The organism is Streptomyces sp. NBC_00878, assembly GCF_026341515.1.
Lineage (GTDB): Bacteria > Actinomycetota > Actinomycetes > Streptomycetales > Streptomycetaceae > Streptomyces.
On record NZ_JAPEOK010000001.1, the window covers coordinates 5,069,554 to 5,087,450 of the forward strand.

The 17,897-nt window shown below is 71.2% G+C and carries 16 protein-coding genes and 1 tRNA gene; 8 read left to right on the plus strand and 9 right to left on the minus strand.

From position 1 onward, the window contains the following. Positions 1-48: 48 nt before the first annotated feature. The 3 genes from OHA11_RS21555 to OHA11_RS21565 all read right to left on the minus strand — a co-directional run bounded on the left by OHA11_RS21555 (position 49) and on the right by OHA11_RS21565 (position 3,733). Positions 49-2,340, minus strand: coding sequence for a DEAD/DEAH box helicase (locus OHA11_RS21555; RefSeq protein WP_266498750.1), 2,292 nt, complete (start codon positions 2,338-2,340; stop codon positions 49-51). A gap of 323 nt (positions 2,341-2,663) precedes the next feature. Beyond that, complete coding sequence (locus OHA11_RS21560; RefSeq protein WP_266498752.1) at positions 2,664-3,194, minus strand: hypothetical protein; 531 nt, start codon at positions 3,192-3,194, stop codon at positions 2,664-2,666. Positions 3,195-3,382: 188 nt separating this feature from the next. Then, entirely contained in the window at positions 3,383-3,733 is a 351-nt protein-coding gene (locus tag OHA11_RS21565) for a metallopeptidase family protein (RefSeq protein WP_055637702.1), read from the minus strand. A 125-nt stretch (positions 3,734-3,858) separates the two neighbouring features. Here OHA11_RS21565 and OHA11_RS21570 point away from each other — a divergent pair, with 125 nt between their 5' ends. The 3 genes from OHA11_RS21570 to OHA11_RS21580 all read left to right on the plus strand — a co-directional run bounded on the left by OHA11_RS21570 (position 3,859) and on the right by OHA11_RS21580 (position 6,524). Further along, complete coding sequence (locus tag OHA11_RS21570; RefSeq protein WP_266498759.1) at positions 3,859-5,448, plus strand: metallophosphoesterase; 1,590 nt, start codon at positions 3,859-3,861, stop codon at positions 5,446-5,448. 80 nt (positions 5,449-5,528) lie between these two features. Continuing rightward, positions 5,529-5,604: transfer RNA gene (locus OHA11_RS21575), tRNA-Glu, on the plus strand. A gap of 272 nt (positions 5,605-5,876) precedes the next feature. Then, positions 5,877-6,524 (plus strand): DNA-binding response regulator, encoded by a 648-nt coding sequence (locus OHA11_RS21580; protein ID WP_266498760.1) that lies wholly within the window; start codon positions 5,877-5,879, stop codon positions 6,522-6,524. Here OHA11_RS21580 and OHA11_RS21585 read toward each other — a convergent pair. Next, the gene (locus tag OHA11_RS21585; protein ID WP_266498762.1) at positions 6,415-7,428 is read right to left on the minus strand and encodes a sensor histidine kinase; all 1,014 of its coding nucleotides are present in this window, start codon (positions 7,426-7,428) and stop codon (positions 6,415-6,417) included. The two genes, OHA11_RS21580 and OHA11_RS21585, sit on opposite strands and share 110 nt — an antisense overlap. Before the next feature lie 566 nt (positions 7,429-7,994). On the opposite strand from OHA11_RS21585, the gene OHA11_RS21590 reads away from it, so the two are divergent. From OHA11_RS21590 to OHA11_RS21605, 4 genes are all read left to right on the plus strand, one after another. Continuing rightward, positions 7,995-9,263 (plus strand): beta-ketoacyl synthase, encoded by a 1,269-nt coding sequence (locus tag OHA11_RS21590; RefSeq protein ID WP_266498763.1) that lies wholly within the window; start codon positions 7,995-7,997, stop codon positions 9,261-9,263. Continuing rightward, positions 9,260-10,483 carry a ketosynthase chain-length factor gene (locus OHA11_RS21595; RefSeq protein ID WP_266498764.1) on the plus strand — a complete coding sequence of 408 codons (1,224 nt, stop codon included), beginning with the start codon at positions 9,260-9,262 and terminating at the stop codon, positions 10,481-10,483. Before OHA11_RS21590 ends, OHA11_RS21595 begins: the two co-directional genes overlap by 4 nt. A gap of 51 nt (positions 10,484-10,534) precedes the next feature. Further along, on the plus strand, positions 10,535-10,792 hold the full coding sequence (locus tag OHA11_RS21600) for an acyl carrier protein (RefSeq protein WP_266498765.1): 258 nt from the start codon (positions 10,535-10,537) through the stop codon (positions 10,790-10,792). 95 nt (positions 10,793-10,887) lie between these two features. Continuing rightward, positions 10,888-11,832, plus strand: a complete 945-nt coding sequence (locus OHA11_RS21605) for an aromatase/cyclase (RefSeq protein ID WP_266498768.1) — start codon at positions 10,888-10,890, stop codon at positions 11,830-11,832. A gap of 54 nt (positions 11,833-11,886) precedes the next feature. On the opposite strand, the gene OHA11_RS21610 is transcribed toward OHA11_RS21605, so the two are convergent. The 5 genes from OHA11_RS21610 to OHA11_RS21630 all read right to left on the minus strand — a co-directional run bounded on the left by OHA11_RS21610 (position 11,887) and on the right by OHA11_RS21630 (position 17,328). Next, positions 11,887-12,243: an antibiotic biosynthesis monooxygenase gene (locus tag OHA11_RS21610; RefSeq protein WP_266498769.1), complete on the minus strand. Its 357-nt coding sequence runs from the start codon at positions 12,241-12,243 to the stop codon at positions 11,887-11,889. Then, positions 12,240-13,325 (minus strand): acyl-CoA dehydrogenase family protein, encoded by a 1,086-nt coding sequence (locus tag OHA11_RS21615; RefSeq protein WP_266498770.1) that lies wholly within the window; start codon positions 13,323-13,325, stop codon positions 12,240-12,242. The genes OHA11_RS21610 and OHA11_RS21615 overlap by 4 nt, the downstream gene beginning before the upstream one ends. Positions 13,326-13,387: 62 nt before the next feature. Continuing rightward, positions 13,388-15,058, minus strand: coding sequence for an FAD-binding oxidoreductase (locus OHA11_RS21620; RefSeq protein WP_266498771.1), 1,671 nt, complete (start codon positions 15,056-15,058; stop codon positions 13,388-13,390). 126 nt (positions 15,059-15,184) lie between these two features. Next, positions 15,185-16,639: an MFS transporter gene (locus OHA11_RS21625; protein WP_266498773.1), complete on the minus strand. Its 1,455-nt coding sequence runs from the start codon at positions 16,637-16,639 to the stop codon at positions 15,185-15,187. Further along, a complete protein-coding gene (locus tag OHA11_RS21630; RefSeq protein WP_266498776.1) occupies positions 16,636-17,328 on the minus strand; it encodes a DsbA family oxidoreductase in 693 nt (230 codons plus the stop codon). Before OHA11_RS21630 ends, OHA11_RS21625 begins: the two co-directional genes overlap by 4 nt. Positions 17,329-17,392: 64 nt before the next feature. Here OHA11_RS21630 and OHA11_RS21635 point away from each other — a divergent pair, with 64 nt between their 5' ends. Then, positions 17,393-17,800, plus strand: coding sequence for a helix-turn-helix domain-containing protein (locus OHA11_RS21635; RefSeq protein ID WP_266498777.1), 408 nt, complete (start codon positions 17,393-17,395; stop codon positions 17,798-17,800). The last annotated feature ends 97 nt before the right edge of the window (positions 17,801-17,897 follow it).

Here is a 17,897-nt window from a genome sequence, read left to right on the forward strand (position 1 = left end):
AGTTGCTCGGCGGTCGCCCAGTTGATGGGCGGTGCCGCTCAGGCGACCTCAGCCGTTGCGCTTCCAGCGCGGCTTGTCGTCACGGCGGCCGAAGGACGGGCCCGAGCCGGAACCGGCGCCGCGGTGGTCGTCACGACGGCCGTACGGGCGGTCGTGGCCGCCGGCACGGAAGCCGCCGCCCGCGGGGCGGTCGCCCTGGCGGTCACGGTTGAACGGACGGTCGCTGCCCCGGTGACCGGCGGGACGGTCGTCGCGGCGGAAGCCACCACGGTCACCGCCACGGTCGCCACCGGAGGGACGCTCGTCACGACGGTCACGGTTGAAACCGCCACCCGAGGGGCGGTCGTCGCGGCGGAAGCCGCCACGGTCACCGCCGCGGTCGCCACCCCGGTCGTCACGACGGTCGTCGCGGCGGAAGCCACCCGACGGACGGTCGTCACGGCGGAACCCGCCACGGTCACCACCGGAAGGACGCTCATCGCGACGGTCACGGTTGAAACCGCCCGACGGACGGTCATCGCGACGGTCACGGTTGAAGCCACCCGACGGACGGTCGTCACGGCGGAAACCGCCACGGTCGCCACCGGAAGGACGCTCGTCACGACGGTCACGGTTGAAGCCACCCGACGGACGGTCATCGCGACGGAAACCACCACGGTCACCACCCGAGGGACGCTCGTCACGACGGTCACGGTTGAAACCGCCCGACGGACGGTCGTCACGACGGTCACGGCGCTCGTAGTTGCCGCGCTCGTCACGACGCTGACGCGGCTGCTCCTCGCGCACGGCCGCCGCGGCTTCCGCCGCCACCGCCTGCTCGGCCACGGCGGCCGCTGCCGCCTCGACCACGGCGGCGGCCTCGGCGAGCGCGGCCTCCGGGTCCTCGCCGCGCTCACGAGCGGCACGGGCGATCAGCCGGTCCGACTCCTCGCGCAGCTCGGTCGCACGCCGCTGCGCGCGCTCCAGCTGCTTGGTGAGGTCGGTGACCTCGCGCTCGGCCTGCTGCGCCGCGTTGCCCGCGGACTCGGCCTGGACCTCGGTCATCGACCGGGCACCGGTGATGTCGGCGACCTCCGGGTCGAAGGTCGTACCGCCCTGGATGATGTGGCGCGAGGCGTCGACGCCCGCGTCCTCCATCAGCCGGAAGATCTGGCGGCGCTGGTGCGGCAGGGAGAGCGAGACGACCGTGCCGGAGCGGCCCGCGCGGGCCGTACGGCCGGAGCGGTGCAGGTAGTCCTTGTGGTCACCGGCCGGGTCCACGTTCAGGACCAGGTCGATGCCGTCGACGTGGATACCGCGGGCGGCGACGTCGGTCGCGACGAGCGCGTTGACGTAGCCCTTCTTGAAGTCCTCAAGCACGCGGGTACGCGCGCCCTGCGTCATACCGCCGTGGAGCGCGTCGGCCTTCACACCGGAGTCGCAGAGCTGCTCGGCGATACGGTCGGCGCCCAGCTGGGTGCGTACGAAGATGATCGTGCGGCCCTTGCGGGAGGCGATCGCGGCGGTGACCGGCGCCTTGTCCTTGGGCTTCACGATGAGGATGTGGTGCGACATGGTCGTGACGTTGCCCTGGGCGCTGTCGACCTCGTGCGTGACGGGGTTGCTCAGGTAGCGCTTGACCAGCGTGGAGATCTCGTTCTCCATGGTGGCCGAGAACAGCATGCGCTGGCCGCCGCCCGGGATCTGGTCGAGCAGTTCGGTGACCTCGGGCAGGAAGCCCAGGTCGGACATCTGGTCGGCCTCGTCGAGGACGGCCACCTGGACGTTCTCCAGGGAGCAGGCGCCGCGGTTGATGATGTCGCGCAGCCGGCCCGGGGTGGCGACGAGGACGTCGACGCCGCGCTCCAGGGCGTAGATCTGGTTGCCCATCGACGTACCGCCGCAGACGACCTTCATCTTCAGGCCGAGCACGTCGCCGTACGGCTGGAGGGCGTCCGCGACCTGCATCGCGAGCTCACGCGTCGGCGTGAGGATGATGCCGCGGGGCTTCTTCTTCTCGGTGTGGCCGCCGGAGAGCTGCGTCAGCAGCGGCAGGCCGAACGAGAGGGTCTTGCCGGAGCCGGTGCGGCCACGGCCGAGGATGTCCTTGCCTGCCAGGGCGTCCGGGATGGTCGCGGCCTGGATCGGGAAGGGGGCGGTCACGCCGTTCTGCGCGAGCTTGCGCACGACGCCCTCGGGCAGACCGAGGTCGCCGAAGGTGACCTCGGGGGCCGCGGGAGCGGCGGTCTCGTCGACAGAGTCGATGGCCTCGATGGTGTCGACACCATCGACCACATCGGCAACGTCCCCGATGTTCTCGTTCTCGGGCACGACGACGTGATCAGTACTGGAAATGGACATGCGAATGCGAAACCTTCCGGAGTCTCGTACGGCACGCGCCCGTCAACTCCGTGATTTCGCAAACGACCGCCTCAATGCGGTCAGCCACGGCAAGGGAGAGTACGCGCCACACGGCGCGCTCTACTTGGCGCCGGGCAATGGGATCAAACGATCTACCACCATACGCACCCCCCACCCCCCAAGGCAAACCGGCTCCGAGAGGCTCTGGTCACACCCCACCTCCGGACATCTCCAAGCCCACCCAAGCCGACCCCCAAGCCGACCCAAGCACATCCAAACCCACCCAAACTCGTTCAGGCCCGTTCAAGGCCGTTCAAGGCCGTTCAGGCCTTGACCCCGGCCTCCGGGGCCGGTTCACGCCGCTCGACGAGCTGCGGCTCGGGCTCCGGATGGGCCGAGGACGACGGCTCGGCGGTGGTCGGATCCGGCGACGGCGGCGGGGGCTCCTCCTTGGTGGGCGTCGGCTCGGGATCCGGCCGCGTCGGCGTGGGCTGCGCGTTTGTCGGTGAAGGCGCCCCCGGCTTGGGCTTGTTCACGTCCTTGCCGCCCTTGCCGTCCTTGCCCGGCTTGGGCGGAGCGGCCGTCCCGCTCTCCCCCGCGGACGGCGACGCCGACCCGGACGCGGACCCGCGCGGCTTCCCCGCACCGTGTTTTCCGTCACTCGCCCCGTGATAGCCGGGTCCCCCGCCGCTCACCGCCGACCCGCCGTCGGGCGCCGCACCGCCCCGCTGCCCCGCCGAGTGCGAGGGCTTCGCGTGGTCCCCTCCACCGTCACCGACGCTCATACAGCCGGTGGACGCGGCGACGGCCAGGGCCGCGGCGGCCAGACGGACGGGTACGTACATGGCGCGCACGAGCAGCCACCTCCGAGGCGGTGTGGGGAGTCCCCCTGCCCAACTCCCGCCGCCCGCAAGAAGACACGCCGCCACTCAAGAGACCCGAGCGACACAAAGGATTACGAGAGATACGTCACGCCCGTGCCGTGCCACCCCTACCGCGCCACCCGTATCGCGGCACCGGCGCCGCGCCACCCCCGTACGCGTCACCCGTACCCGAGGGCGTGCAGCCGTGCGTCGTCGATCCCGAAGTGGTGGGCGATCTCGTGGACCACGGTCACCTCGGTCTCGGCCACCACTTCCTCCCGCGTCGCGCACATCCGCAGCGTGGGCCCCCGGTAGATCGTGATCCGGTCCGGCAGCACCCCGGCGTACCACTCACCGCGGTCGGTCAGCGGAGTCCCCTCGTAGAGCCCGAGCAGCTCGGGATCGTCGGCGGGCGGCTCGTCCTCGACGAACACCGCCACGTTGTCCATCAGCCGCGTCAGTTCCGGCGGAATCCGGTCCAGCGCCTCGGCGACCAGTTCCTCGAACTCCTCGCGCGTCATCTCCAGCACAGGGCCATTGTCCGGCACGAACGCACGGGCGCCACGGGACGCGGCGTACGAGAACACACCCCGAGCACGCCCGAGAGCGGGAGCCGCACCGCATATCCACCCCCGACCTTGGGCATACGGGACCAATGGCCCGCGTCCCCGCTGCCGCCACCGCTCTGCACCGTGTACGAAGGGCTCCCCGTGCCCTCGTACGCCGCTACCGCGCGCGCCGCACACACCCGGTCGACCCCGTCGTCGAACTCGTCCACCAACCCCACCCGTGGTCCCGCGCCCTCGGGCTCATCGCTGTCGTCCTGCTCGGCGCGTGGCTGGGCCTGCTGATCGTCGGGAACGTCCGGGCGCCGGTGGGCCCCATGGACACCACGATGACGCTGCGTCCCTCCCTCACGGGCGGCACGAAGATCAACGTCTCGCCGCTGGGCGCCCTGGAGCTGCGCAGCCACACGGCGCCGCTCCGCCTCGACGTGGACGTCGACCAGCTCGACCCGGTCCGCTCCCAGGCCTTGGTCGACCACCCCGAACGCCTCTCCGGCCTCCAGGACGAGGTGGCCCAGGACGTCGGCGACGGCACGCTCGACCTCGCCGTACGGTCCGTCGTCGCCGTCGTCTCCGGTGCGACCGCGCTCGGCCTCGCGGTCTACCGCCGTCCCCGCCGGGCCCTGGCGGCGGGCGGCCTGGCCCTGACGCTGCTGGCGGCCTCGGGAGTGACGGCCTTCGCGACGTGGAACCCCAAGTCGGTCCTGGAACCGAAGTTCTCGGGCCTGCTCTCCTCCGCCCCCTCGGTCGTCGGCAACGCCCGCAGCATCGTCAGCGAATTCGACGTCTACCAGAAGGAGTTGGCGCGCCTGGTGACGAACGTGACGAAGCTGTACGACGCCACGTCCACGCTCCCGGCCTACGCGCCCGACCCCTCCACCGTCCGGGTCCTGCACGTCTCCGACATCCATCTGAACCCGGCGAGCTGGAAGATCATCGCCTCGCTGGTGAAGCAGTACAAGATCAACGTGATCGTCGACTCCGGCGACACCATGGACCACGGCACGGCGGCGGAGAACGGCTTCCTGGACCCGGCGGCCGACCTCGGCGCCCCGTACGTGTGGGTGCGCGGGAACCACGACTCCGGGATCACCCAGGACTACCTGGAGCGCATGAAGAACGTGCACGTACTCGACGACGGCCGGGCCGTCACGGTCGCGGGCCTGCGGTTCGCGGGCATCGGCGACCCGCAGTTCACCCCCGACCGCACGGCCAAGCTGGGCGGCGACCAGGCGGAGGAACTCGCGGGCGCCCGGCTCGCCTCCTCCCTCCGCGACCAGGAGGCGGCGGGCACCCCCGTCGACATCGCCGTGGCGCACAACCCGACGGCCGCGCGCCAGACGGACGGCGACGTGCCCCTGGTCCTGGCCGGCCACCTTCACCACCAGGAGATGGAGGTCATGAAGTACGGCACCCGGCTGCGCATCGAGGGCTCCACGGGCGGCAGCGGTCTGCGCGCGGTCGAGGGCAAGAACCCCGACCCGATCGAGACGTCGATCCTCTACCTCGACCGCGACACCCGCCGCCTCCAGGCCTGGGACGAGATCAAACTCGGCGGCCTGGGCCTCACCACGGCCGAGGTCAGCCGCCATCTCCCCGAGGAGAACCAGCCGGGCGCGTCGACCACCCCGACCCCTTCCGCCTCCACCCCCTCACCCCCTTCAACCCCCACCCCGTAAACCGTTTTGGCGATCCCTCCCGCTATCCCATATGCTTTTGACGTCCCCGACGCGCCGCGAGGCGCCCAGGTGGGCCGATAGCCCTCATCGTCTAGCGGCCTAGGACGCCGCCCTTTCAAGGCGGTAGCACGGGTTCGAATCCCGTTGGGGGCACCAGAACGTTTAGTTGTTTTCGCAGGTCAGACAGGCCTTTTGCCCTACCAATGGGAACCCCCAATGGTAGGGCTTTTGGTATTTTCTGCGCTCGGCAAACCGCAGGCTTCGCGTGATGCCACGGACCGGTTCGCCGCTCCCCCGCCACCGTATGCCGCCCATGACGTCCGCTGGGCGCCCCCGCCCGGCCGTGCTCCGGGAGTCCTCGAGGCAGGGCCACGTACGATCGAACGGCGCGGCCTGTACTGACAGTTCGGACGCTTCTCGGAGGCCTGATGATCCGTGTCCTTCTCGCCGACGACGAGCACCTGGTCCGCGGTGCGCTCATCGAGCTCCTGCGAGGTGAGCGCGATCTGAGTGTCGTCGCGGACACCGGTGAGGGGCTCCAGGTCCTGCCCCTCGCCCGGGAGCACCGCCCGGACGTGGCCGTCCTCGACGTGAACCTCCCGGACCGGAACGGGATCGAGGTGGCGGCACTCCTGCACGAGCAGCTTCCCCGATGCCGCACGCTGCTCGTAACGAGCCTCGGCCGGCCGGCCACGGTGCGGCTTGCCGTGGAGCGCAACATCGGCGGCTATCTCATGAAGGACGCCGCCCCCGGCGAACTGGCCGCCGCCATCAGGAAGGTGGCCTCCGGGCAGCGGGTCATCGCTTCCGAGCTGATGCTCGCGGCCTGGGAGAGCAGCCGGATGCCCCTCACCCCGCGCGAGGCCGAGATCCTGATGCGGGCCGCGGAAGGGTCCCCCGTGCGGGAGATCGCCGCCGCCACGAAGCTGTCCGTCGGCACCGTCCGCAACTACCTCAGCAACTGCGTCACAAAGCTCGGTGCGCGTAGTCGTCTCGACGCGGTGCGCATTGCGCGTCAAGCGGGATGGCTGCCCCTCGCCGGCGATCGCGCTCCTTCACCGGACACACCACCGTGAAGCGGAACCATCCGGCGGGGGTGACCCGTGCCGTGCACGTACCGCCGAGTTCCGCGGCCCGCGCGGCCAGGTTGCCGAGGCCGTGTCCCGGGGCGACCTCCACGGAGCCCGGCGGCGCGCTCACCCCGTTGTTCGCGACGGCCAGTGTGACCGTCTCCCGGTCCTGCCCCAGGGTGATCGCGCACGCATCGGCCTCGCTGTGCCGCAGGACGTTGGTGACGGCCTCGCCCACCGCGACCGCGAAGAGGTTCTCGACCTCACCCGGTGGAACACGCGCGCCGTCGCGCACGGTCACGACGAGGCCCATGCCGCCCAGCACGGTGCGGGCGGTGTCCATCTCCTCGTGGAGGGTGCGGTCCCCGAAGCCGTGGGCCATGGACCGCATGTCGGCGAGCACCCCGCGGGTCAGCATGAGCAGCCCCCGCAGCTCGGAGCGCGCGCGCTCGTCCTCCACGCCCAGGTAGCGGTTGACCAGTTCACCGCGCAGGGCGGCGAACGTCAGCCGGGCCGCCAGCAGATCGTGCAGGTCGCGCCCGATCCGTATGCGCTCGTCCTGGAGGGCGCGCTGGATCGCGCTGGCCTCCGCCCGTCTCATCCAGCTGAGCCGACAGGCGATCCGCATCAGGGAAGCGGCCACCAGCCCGATCATCAAGGTGACGGCGAGGGCGACGGCGCTCTCTTCGTACGAGAGGCCACTGAGTCTTTGCGCCGCCCAGTCGGCCGCCAGCACAGCACCGAACGCCAGGGCCCCCGCCCGCCCGCGCAGAACGGCCAGCACCGATCCGGCCGCGAAACCGCCCATGCCCCGCCATTCGGCGCCGATGAGAAACAGCGGCGCGTACGTCAGCACCACCTGGAGGGCCAGAGTCCACGGCGCGAGGGGTCGCCTCAGCCGCTTGGTCACGGGAGCGCTGTGCAGTGTCTGCAGGAGCACGAGGGCGGCCAGGAGCGACGGCCAGAGGGCGATCGGCGATCTCCCCTCGCCTCCCCGGGGCACCACCAGAGGCCCCGACGATCCCTGCAGCGCCACACCGCACTGCAGTCCGCATATGACGAATGTTGTGATCCATGCCATCGAAACGTCTCGCTGGAGTTTACTCATTCCACCCCCGCGGGCCATCGGCAGCCGATCCAGCGCCAACTCCCGAATCATAAACAAGCGATCAGCGATGTGCGCGGAAATACCGAGACCAGCCTCGCATCCCCATCACCTACATGGCACATGAAATATTGTCGACTCCTGCCCGTCACCGGCTCGTCATTTCATTTCACGCGGATCGATTCGGATCGATCCGAATCGCCGCGGAAACACCGAATATCGGCCACCGCGGCGAAATCGATACCCGTCCCGGACCCCATCCGCTCCCGAGCCGGGCTCAAGTGGGCCCCTGGAGTGTTGCCCCCGTCAACGCAGCGCAGGCACGACCGGAGAGGCTTTCGGACCATGGCGGATTACACGGGAGGCACGCGATGAACCGGCGGGTGGTGATCACGGGAATGGGTGTGCGGACACCGGGCGGAGCCGGCACGAAGGAGTTCTGGGAACTGCTGACCGCGGGACGCACCGCTACCCGGCCCATCACGTTCTTCGACGCCTCACCCTTTCGTTCCCGAATCGCGGGAGAAGCCGACTTCGACGGACGGGCGGAGGGGTTCAGCCCGCGGGAGCTGAGGCGAATGGACAGGGCAACGCAATTCGCCGTGGCATGTACGCGGGACGCGGTCGCCGACAGCGGCCTGGACTTTACGTCGTCCGACCCGCACCGGGTCGGCGTGGTGCTCGGCAGCGCTGTCGCCTCGGCGACCAGTCTGGAGCGGGAATATCTGGTGATGTCCGACGCGGGCCGCGAGTGGCTCGTCGACCCCGCGCACCTGTCGCCGTACATGTTCGACTACCTCAGCCCCGGTGTGATGCCCGCCGAGGTCGCCTGGGAGGTGGGGGCCGAAGGACCCGTCACGATGGTCTCCGACGGCTGCACGTCGGGGCTCGACGCGGTGGGATACGGCGTCCAGCTCATCCGCGAGGGCGCCGCGGACACGGTGCTGGCGGGCGCCGCGGACACCCCCGTATCGCCGATCGTCGTCGCCTGCTTCGACGCGATCAAGGCGACGACGCCCCGCAACGACGAGCCCGCGACCGCGTCGCGTCCCTTCGACGGCACCCGCAACGGCTTCGTCCTGGCCGAGGGCGCGGCGATGTTCGTTCTGGAGGAGCACGAGGCGGCGCGGGCCCGCGGGGCGACGGTCTACGCCGAGATCGGCGGCTACGCCACCCGCAGCAACGCGTATCACATGACCGGCCTGAAGAAGGACGGCCGGGAGATGGCCGAGGCGATCCGCGCCGCGCTCGACGAGGCACGGCTCGACCGCACCGTGGTCGACTACGTCAACGCCCATGGCTCCGGCACGAAACAGAACGACCGGCACGAGACGGCCGCCTTCAAGCGGAGCCTGGGACCGCACGCCCACGACGTGCCGGTGAGCTCGATCAAGTCGATGGTGGGGCACTCCCTGGGAGCGATCGGATCCATCGAGATCGCCGCGTCCGCGCTGGCGATCAAGTACGGCGTGGTGCCGCCGACAGCCAACCTGCGCACCCCCGACCCGGAGTGCGACCTGGACTACGTGCCGCTCACCGCCCGGGAGCAGCGGGTGGACACGGTCCTGACCGTGGGCAGCGGATTCGGCGGCTTCCAGAGCGCCATGGTGCTGCACGCTCCTGAGGTGAGGGCCGCATGAGCGACGTCCGCACGGTGGTGACCGGGCTCGGCGTATTGGCACCCACCGGCCTGGGCACCGAGGAGTACTGGAAGGCGCTGCTCGCCGGCGAGAACGCCATCGCCCGGCTCAGCCGCTTCGACCCGGCCGGCTATCCGGCGACGCTCGCGGGCGAGATCCGGGACTTCGACGCCACGCGGCATCTGCCGAACAGGCTGCTGCCGCAGACCGACGTCTCCACGCGCTACGCGATCGCCGCGGCGGACTGGGCGCTGACCGACGCCGGTGTCGGTCCCGAGTCCGGTCTCGCCGACTACGACATGGGGGTCGTCACGTCGACGGCGCAGGGCGGATTCGACTTCACGCACCGGGAGTTCCACAAGCTGTGGAACCAGGGCCCCCAGTACGTCAGCGTCTACGAGTCCTTCGCCTGGTTCTACGCGGTCAACACCGGACAGATCTCGATTCGCAACGGCATGCGCGGTCCGAGCGCGGCACTCGTCGGCGAACAGGCGGGCGGCCTGGACGCCGTGGGCCACGCCCGCCGCACCGTCCGGCGCGGTACTCCCCTCGTACTGAGCGGAGGGGTCGACTCGGCCTTCGATCCATGGGGCTGGTCCGCCCAGCTGGCCGGTGGACGGGTCACCGCCTCCGCAGATCCCGAGCGTGCCTATCTGCCCTTCGACCGCGAGGCCGACGGCCATGTCCCCGGTGAGGGGGGCGCGATCCTCGTCCTCGAGGACCTCGCCACGGCCAGGGAGCGCGGCGCCGAGCGGATCTACGGCGAGGTCGCCGGATACGCGGCCACCTTCGACCCGGCGCCCGGATCCGGGCGGCCCCCGGGCCTCCGGCGTGCCGCCGAACTCGCTCTCGCCGACGCGGGCCTCGATCCCTCCGACATCGGGGTGGTCTTCGCCGACGCGGCGGCGGTCCCCGCACTGGACCGGGCCGAGGCACAGGCACTGCGCCAGCTCTTCGGCGTACGCGGCGTCCCGGTGACCGCGCCCAAGACGCTCACCGGGCGGATGTACGCCGGCGGCGGCCCGGCCGACATCGTCGCGGCGTTCCTCAGCCTGCGCGACCAGATCGCTCCGGCCACCGCCCACACCCACTCCGTACCGGACGACTACGGCCTCGACCTGGTCCTCGGCGAGCCGCGCGCACTGCGGACCCGGGCGGCGCTCGTCCTGGCCCGCGGACGGCATGGATTCAACTCGGCCGTGGTGCTCACCACCGCCTGATCAACCACTCACACAATCCGCTGCACGCGGCACACAAGGGAGACAACCGCCATGGCACAGATGACCCTGGACGAACTCCGCACGACGCTCATCGCCTGCGCGGGCGAGGACGATTCCACGGACCTCAGCGGCGACATCCTCGACATGGCCTTCGACGACCTGGGCTACGACTCGCTGGCACGGATGGAGAGCGCCGCCAGGATCGAGCGCGAGTACGGCATCGCGCTCCCCGACGAGGCCGTCGCCGATGCGGAGACTCCCCGGGCCCTGCTGGACCTCGTCAACGGCATCACCGCGGCGTCCGCCTGAGCACGACGGCGTGACGAGGGCCCGTCCCACCGCGGAACGGGTCCTCACCCCCGTCCGCTTCCCCCACCGTCCCGACATCCCGAGCAGGAGACCCGATGGCCTCTGTCACTCCGCTCCACCGCACCGAGCACACCTGGACCACCGACGCGCCGGCGGACGTCCTGTACGCCCTCGTCGCGGATGTCACCCGCTGGCCCGCGATCTTCGAACCCACCGTTCACGTACGGCACATCGAGCGGTCGGCGCGGTCCGAGCGCTTCGAGATCTGGGCCGTGATGAACGGCGAGGTCGCGCACTGGACGTCACACCGTGTCCGCGACGCCGACCGCCACTGCGTCACGTTCCGTCAGGAGCACGCCAGGCCCCCCGTCACCTCGATGTCCGGCAGCTGGCTCTTCCGCGAACTCCCCACCGGAAAGACGGAGATCGTGCTGCGCCACCGGTTCACCGTGGAGGACGACGACCCTTCCGCGGTCAGCGCCGTATCGGCGGCCCTCGACCGCAACAGCGCGCGCGAACTCGCCGCTCTGACCCAGGTCGCCGGGGCCGGACACCCCGTGGACGAACTCGTCTTCGCCTTCACCGACACCATCGAGCTGACCGGCACCGCCGCCGAGGCGTACTCGTTCGTCGCCCATGCCGAGCGCTGGCCGGATCTGCTGCCCCATGTGGCCCGGGTACGGCTCACGGAGAACGAACAGCGTGTGCAGGACCTGGAGATGGAGACCGTCACCGCGGACGGCGCCCGGCACACCACCCGCTCGTCGCGGATCTGCCGCCCCGGGCAGTGGATCGCGTACAAGCAGCAGATCACGCCACGGCTGCTGAGCGGGCACAGCGGTGAGTGGACTTTCACCGACGGCCCTTCGGGGTCGGGGGCGGTCGCCACCGCCCGGCACGTCGTGGCGATCGCTCCCGGTGCGGTCGCCGAGGTGCTCGGCGCGCACGCCTCTTTGGCCGACGCCCGCGCCTACGTCCGGGAGGCACTCGGCCGCAACAGCCGCACCACGCTGGAACACTCTGCCGCGGTCAGGGCCTGAGCTGTGTACGAAGGGGGGGCTGCCCGGCCGGGCAGCCCCCCCTTCGTACACAGCTCAGGAAGGGGAGACGGCCGCCGCCACCGTGCGGTAGGGGTGGCAGGCCACCAGGTCCGGTCCGGCCTGCACTCCGGGCAGAGACCGCATCTCGCGGCCGAGCGCCGCGCGGTCCTCGTCGGTGGCGAGGAACTCCCGGTAGCACTCCTCGTCGCGCCAGTCGGCCACGAGCACGACCTGTCCTCCGTCGGTGCTCAGGTGGACGGTCGCGCGCAGGAAGCCCCTGCGGTGCCGTACCCAGCCCTCCGCCCCCTTGAGGAACAGGCCGGCGACGGCGCGCTGGGTGGACGGACCGTCCACCCGGGTGGTGATGACGGCGGTGAACGTGCCCTCGTCCGGCGCCGGTCGGCTCATCATGCCTCCCGTGCCGCGTGGGCAGCGGCGCCGAACGCCGTGGCGGCCGTGGGGAACCTGAGGACGGCGTGGGTCGTCGCCGTGCTGACGTCCCGCCACACACGCTGGGCGGGGTGGGCCTCGGACTGTCCTCGCGTGCCGTGTGCGCGAAACAGCCGTCCCGTCGCGGTGGCGAGCAACTCCGCCGCCACGGCGCAGTCCCTCGTCGCGCGGGCGGTGAGCAGAGGGCTGTACTCGCCCGCGTCGGCGGCGGCCGCCGTCCGCTCCAGCAGGAGCTGCGCCGCGTCGATCTCGGCGCCCGCGCGCACCACTTCGGGTTGCGGTGCCTCCCAGTCAGTCCAGCGGCGCAGCAACCCGCGTGCGGCGCCCAGGACCGGTGCGACGAAGGACAGCCCGTTGACCGCCCGGTGCGGGACCCGGTAGCACCTGCCTCCCCGGTCGCTGCCACGGAGCAGATCGTCGTACGGAAACGACAGGTGCGCGGGGACGACGGCGCCCTCCACCACCAGCGTGTGGCTGCCGGTGGCACGCATCCCGACGCTGTCCCAGGTCTCCTTGATCCGGTATGTGCTCCGGGGCACGGCGAAGAACCTCAGTTCACCGCCCCCGACGCCGGGGACCCGGCCGCAGAGCAGCGCCCAGTCGGAGAAGTCGACGCCGCTCACATAGGGCCACGCGCCGTCGAGGAGCCAGCCGCCGTCCGTCGCCGTGGCCGAGCCGGACGGGACGAGTCCGCCGACGAGCAGAGTGTCCGGGCCCTCGCGCCACACCGCCCCGCCGCCCTCCTCGGGCAGGAAGGCGGCCATGCGCCCCACCTGGGCTCCGAGCGACGCGATCCAGGCCGTGGAGGTGCACCCTTCCGCGAGCACGGAGACGGCATCGAGGAGTTCGGTGAATCCGCCTTCCTGCCCGCCCCGGCGCTCCGGTACGAAGTGACGCGCGAATCCGGCGGCCAGCAGGGCCTTCACCGGCTCGGGCGCGAGCCGCCGGTCGGTGTCCGCCTGGGCCGCGTACGCCGCCGCCACCTGCAGGGCGTCGCGGGCCGTCGCCCGCAACCCGTTGGCCGACAGGGGGTGTTGGGGCATCACTGCACACACTCTCCTTGTTCTCGAAGGCCGTCCCGAAGTCCGTCCCGAAGGCCGCGCGCTCAGGTTCCGGGGAGTTCGACCGACTGCCGGTGGTGGAAGATGTCACGCGGGTCCCAGCGGGCCTTGACCCGTTGCAACCGGGGGTAGTTGCCCTTGTGGTAGAGGCGGTGCCAGGACACTCCGGAGGTGTTGGCATCGGGATCGTCGACGCCGGTGTCCGGGTAGTTGATGTAGCAGCCGTCCGTCGTGCCGTTCGGCACCGGGACGCCTCCGCTCTCGGCATACACGGCTCGGTAACAACCGCTGGTCCAGGCGATGTTGGCCGCGTCGTCCGCCGGGTCCTGCCACCTGCTCTGGTACAGCAGTTTGAAGATCGCGTCCCGCTGGGCGACAGCCGTCTCGTCGGGCCCCACCCGGTCGATGGCACCGCCGACCAGGTTGATCACGACCATGGCCATCGGGTTGTCGACGCTGTCGCTGCTCAGCCAGTCGTGGATGCGCCGGATGTGCTGGGCCGGCAGGCGCCTGCGCAGATAGGCGGAGTGGTGGTCGCTGCGCACCGCGGGATCGGTGATCATCGGAGAGCTGGTGCCCAGCCTGCGCGTGGCGCGCAGCCATGGAAGGCGGGTGGGCTCGGCGAGTTCGGGCAGCGGGCCCAGCTCGCCCGTCTGCGTGGTGGCGGCTTCCGGGGCGGCCTGGACCCCGTCGGTGATGGCGTCCACGTACTCCTGGAAGAGCCGCTCCGCGTCGGGGACGGTCGCGTCGATCTGGGTCATCATGCCGATGCCGCCGCCGGCGCGGTGGGTGAGGCTGAAGGAGCCGCTGAGCGCCGCGAACGGTGAGTCGGGCGCGCTGTTGTCCTCGTACCAGGCACCGATGTTCTCCAGCAGCCGCTGGAAACGGCGTGCGTCCAGCCGGTCCCAGGGCAGGGTCACCGCCTGTACGAGCACCTCCTCCGGGGGCCGTACGAGCAGCCGGCCGGGGTCGCTGCCCGACGTGCCGGGGGTGCGGAACCAGTAGCGGGTGATCACGCCGAAGTTGCCGCCCCCGCCACCCGCGCACCCCCACCACAGGTCGCGGTGGGGATCGCCCGGCTCCCTGGTGGCCACCACGCTGCGGACGCGGCCCGTGCCGTCCACGACCACGACCTCGACGGCGTACAGGTGATCGACGGTCAGTCCGTGCTGTCGGGAGAGCAGGCCGAACCCGCCGCCGGACACGTGCCCGCCGACCCCGACCGAATAGCACAGGCCCCCGGGGACGGTGACGCCCCACTCCTTGTACAGCGTGTCGTAGACGTCCATCAGGGTGGCGCCGGCCTCCACCGCGAAGGCCCCGCGCGACTCGTCGAAGTACACCCGCTTCATCAGGGACATGTCGACGACCAGGTCGACATCCCGGTGGAACACGAAGTCGGCGAGGCAGTGGCCGCCGCCGCGCACCGTGATGCGGAGCCCGTCGCTCACGGCCTTGTCGACGGCGTCCCTCACCTCTGCCGTGGAGCGGACCAGGCGTACCTCGCCGGGTGAAGCGGTCCACCGTCGGTTCACGCCCGTGGTGAGCTCGGCGTACCTGCTGTCGCCCGGCCGCACCGACACCGGCGAGGCCGCCGGGGCGGCCTCCCGCACGGCCCCCGCGGCACTCGCCGGACCGGTACCGGCGGCCACGGCGGTGGAGGCCAGGCCGGCCGCACCGAGGACGATTCTTCTGCGACTTACGTCCCGGTCCACGGGATTTCCTTCCTCTTCTCCAGCCTTCGTCAACTCGTTGGTTTTCGTTCGCCGCGACGGACCGGCGCTGCGTGGCCAGGGCAACAGGCCGCCCTCGCGGGGCACTTGAGCGATCCCGGCGCGGAGTCAGCCGCTCAGCTCCTTCTCGGTGTGCCCGGACGCCGGCACGCGGGCCGCCCCGGAGCCCGCGCGGGCGACCGCGGCGAGCGGGGCGATGACGGCGCCCGCCAGGCCGACGGCGGTGGCCAGCCAGAACAGCGAGGTGTAGGTGGAGCCGGTGACCGTGCCGCCCGTCGCGCCGGCGCTGAGAAAGGCCGCCGCCAACTGGCTGCCGACGACGCCGCCGACGGTGCGGGCGATGTTGTTGATGCCGTTGGCCGTACCCATCCGGGTGGGCGGTGCCAGCGCGCCGATGAGTTTGGGCAGGGCGGCCATCACCAGTCCCGTCCCGACCCCGACCAGGGCGTAGAAGACCAGGTGCTGCCACATGGCGGTGTGTGCCGCGGCGAGCAGGGCCGAGCCGACCGCGCACACGAGGAAACCGATGACCAGTGGCGCCCGTTCGCCGGCGTGCCGGGCGATCCAGCCCACAGCCATGCTCGCGGGCAGCACGGTGAGCGCGCCGGGGAGCATCAGCAGGCCGGCCAATGTGATCGTGGCGCCGAAGCCGAAGCCGGCGGCCTCGTGGGGCGTCTGGGCGAAGCGGGGCAGGGCCACGTAGAAGACGTAGGAGAGCACGCCGAAGGCGAAGGCCGACAGATGGGTCAGCAGCATCGGCCGGTGGGTGAACTCCGCGATGTCGACCAGGGCGTTGCTCCTGCCGGACTCGACCGCCGCGAGCACCGCGAAGAAGCAGAGGGCGAGCAGGAAGAGCCCGAGGACCCGCCAGGAGGTCCAGCCCCAGCCCGGGCCCTCGGTGAGGGCCAGCAGCAGGGCCACAAGACCCAGGCCGAGCAGCGCCGCACCGGCCAGATCCAGGCGCCCGCCCTCGGTGTGCCGGCTGTCCGGCACCCACCAGGCGACGAGGACGAGGCTCACCGTGGCGAGGATCGCGCCGAGGACGAACAGCGCCCGCCAGGAGAAGTGGTCGGCGAGCAGACCGCCGACGACCAGGCCCCCGCCGGCCCCGACGCCCACCACACCCGAGACCATGCCGGTGCCGAGGTGCAGTCGCTTCGGCGGAAGCGTCTCGCGCAGGATGGCGAAGGCCAGCGGCAGCACGGAGAGCGCCGAGCCCTGCACCACGCGGGCGGCGATGAGCTGTCCGATGGTCTGGGCGGCGGCCGCGCCGAGGGTGCCCAGACCGTAGACGGCCAGCACCCACAGCAGAACGCGGCGCTTGCCGTACTGGTCTCCCATCCTGCCGATGAGCGGGGTGAGGACCGCGCTGGACAGCAGGAAGGCGCTGAGGATCCAGGCCGACCACTCGGGTGTGGTGTGCAGTTCGCTCTGCAGCAGCCCGAGGGCCGGTACCAGGAGGGTCTGCATGAGGGCGTAGCCGAAGACGGCGATGACCAGGGCGGCGAGAATCCTGCCCGATCCGGCCGTTCCCTCCGCGGGGGCGTCGGTAGGAGTGGTCATGCTTCGTTCCTCTCACGGCTGAGCAGATGGAGTTCGGCGGCGATCGCCTCGGCGGTCGCGGTGGCGCCCAGGGACCAGCGGTCGCCGACGACGAGGGCGGGCACGCCCATGACGCCCAGGTGCGCGGCGCGTTGCTGGTCCTCGGCCACCTCGGCGGTGAACTCGTCGCCGTCGAGCACCTCTTGGGCCCGCCGGGCGTCGAGACCGACGTCCGCCGCCAGCTCGCGCAGGACCGTCCGGTCGGCGATGGGCCGTCCTTCGGTCCAGTACGCGGTGTACAGGCTCAGTACGGTCTCGGTGTCCCGGCCTTCCCGCCGGGCCAGGTGGACCAGCCGGTGGGCGTCGGTGGTGTTGCCCGGCCGCGCGCGGTCGGGGCGGAACGGCAGGCCGTCGGCCGCGGCGACGGCACCGATGCGGTCCATCGCCGCCCGCCCCGCCGCCCGGCTTCCGTTGAACTGCGCCAGGTAGTCGTACAGGTCGCCGGAAGGCCGCGCCCCGGCCGGCCGGGGGTCGAGCTGGAAGCTGCGCCAGCGCAGCCGGAAGGCGTCCGGGTCGGGCAGCAGGGCGAGCGCGGCGACGATGCGACGAGTTCCGTAGTAGCAGTGCCCGCACACGAAGTCGGACCAGACGTCGAGGTCCGTCGCGCGCGTCCCCGAGGTGTCGGTACTGGTGGGTCGAGGGGCAGTCATGACACCGACCATAGGAACCATGGCTAACTTTCAGAAAGGACATACCTGGAGGTAAGCTCATTCCATGAAGGATGGTTCCCAGCGTGCGGTCCACGAGCCGCTCGACCCCTGTGACGCATTTAACAGCGACTGTCCGGGACGGGAGGTTCTCAACCATCTGACCAGCCGCTGGGGCCTGTTGATCCTGGTCGCCCTGCGCAGCGGCCCGCTGCGCTTCTACGAGCTGCGCGCGCTGGTGGACGGCATCAGCGAGAAGATGCTGTCGCAGAACCTCCGCACACTGGTGCGCGACGGACTGCTGTCGCGCGAGGTGCTGCCGTCCGTGCCGCCGAGCGTGCGGTACGCGCTCACGCCGTTGGGTGCGGATGCGGCCCTTCCCCTGGAGACCATGCTCCGCTGGGTGCGCGACAATGCCCTGACGGTGCTCGCCGCACAGGAGGACCACGACCGCCGGGCCGACTCGCCCGTCTGAGACCAAGAAGCGCCGGGCGCCGTACCGGACGTACCGCGCGCCGTCCCGGACGAGCCGCGTGGTGCCGTCCCGGATGTGCCGTGTGGTGCCGTCCCGG

Bases quoted from the DNA above. Each gene is read 5' to 3' on its own strand.
- OHA11_RS21555 (WP_266498750.1), bottom strand. From the start codon at position 2,340: ATGTCCATTTCCAGTACTGATCACGTCGTCGTGCCCGAGAACGAGAAC.
- OHA11_RS21570 (WP_266498759.1), top strand. From the start codon at position 3,859: ATGGCCCGCGTCCCCGCTGCCGCCACCGCTCTGCACCGTGTACGAAGG.
- OHA11_RS21580 (WP_266498760.1), top strand. From the start codon at position 5,877: ATGATCCGTGTCCTTCTCGCCGACGACGAGCACCTGGTCCGCGGTGCG.
- OHA11_RS21590 (WP_266498763.1), top strand. From the start codon at position 7,995: ATGAACCGGCGGGTGGTGATCACGGGAATGGGTGTGCGGACACCGGGC.
- OHA11_RS21595 (WP_266498764.1), top strand. From the start codon at position 9,260: ATGAGCGACGTCCGCACGGTGGTGACCGGGCTCGGCGTATTGGCACCC.
- OHA11_RS21600 (WP_266498765.1), top strand. From the start codon at position 10,535: ATGGCACAGATGACCCTGGACGAACTCCGCACGACGCTCATCGCCTGC.
- OHA11_RS21605 (WP_266498768.1), top strand. From the start codon at position 10,888: ATGGCCTCTGTCACTCCGCTCCACCGCACCGAGCACACCTGGACCACC.
- OHA11_RS21610 (WP_266498769.1), bottom strand. From the start codon at position 12,243: ATGATGAGCCGACCGGCGCCGGACGAGGGCACGTTCACCGCCGTCATC.
- OHA11_RS21615 (WP_266498770.1), bottom strand. From the start codon at position 13,325: ATGCCCCAACACCCCCTGTCGGCCAACGGGTTGCGGGCGACGGCCCGC.
- OHA11_RS21625 (WP_266498773.1), bottom strand. From the start codon at position 16,639: ATGACCACTCCTACCGACGCCCCCGCGGAGGGAACGGCCGGATCGGGC.
- OHA11_RS21630 (WP_266498776.1), bottom strand. From the start codon at position 17,328: ATGACTGCCCCTCGACCCACCAGTACCGACACCTCGGGGACGCGCGCG.
- OHA11_RS21635 (WP_266498777.1), top strand. From the start codon at position 17,393: ATGAAGGATGGTTCCCAGCGTGCGGTCCACGAGCCGCTCGACCCCTGT.